At 68.4% G+C, this 212-nt stretch carries 1 protein-coding gene; it reads right to left on the bottom strand.

What is annotated here, in order from left to right; all coding sequences use genetic code 11:
* A partial coding sequence (locus B4E30_RS15720; RefSeq protein ID WP_414683225.1) for an amidase family protein occupies window positions 1-212 on the bottom strand: 212 nt, incomplete at both ends.

The following is a 212-nucleotide window of genomic DNA, read 5'->3' as shown; positions in this document are numbered from 1 at the left end:
GAGAGGGCGTAGGTGCCCAGGATGATCCGCCGCTTGACCTCGTCGCCGAACCCCGCGTCGCGCGTGGCGGCCATGACGTCTTCGACCGTCGCGCCCGCGCGAGGGCTCACGCGCATGCCGAAGCGCACGGAGTCGAACTTCGCGAGATTGCTCGATGCCTCGGCGGGCAGCACGAGATAGTAGGCGGCCACGCCGTATTCGAAGTGAGGAGC

This window comes from Microbacterium sp. UBA3394 (assembly GCF_002358725.1).
Classification (GTDB): Bacteria; Actinomycetota; Actinomycetes; order Actinomycetales; family Microbacteriaceae; genus Microbacterium; species Microbacterium luteum.
Note: the sequence above shows the minus strand (reverse complement) of the source record. Positions and strands in the feature narration are given on the sequence as shown.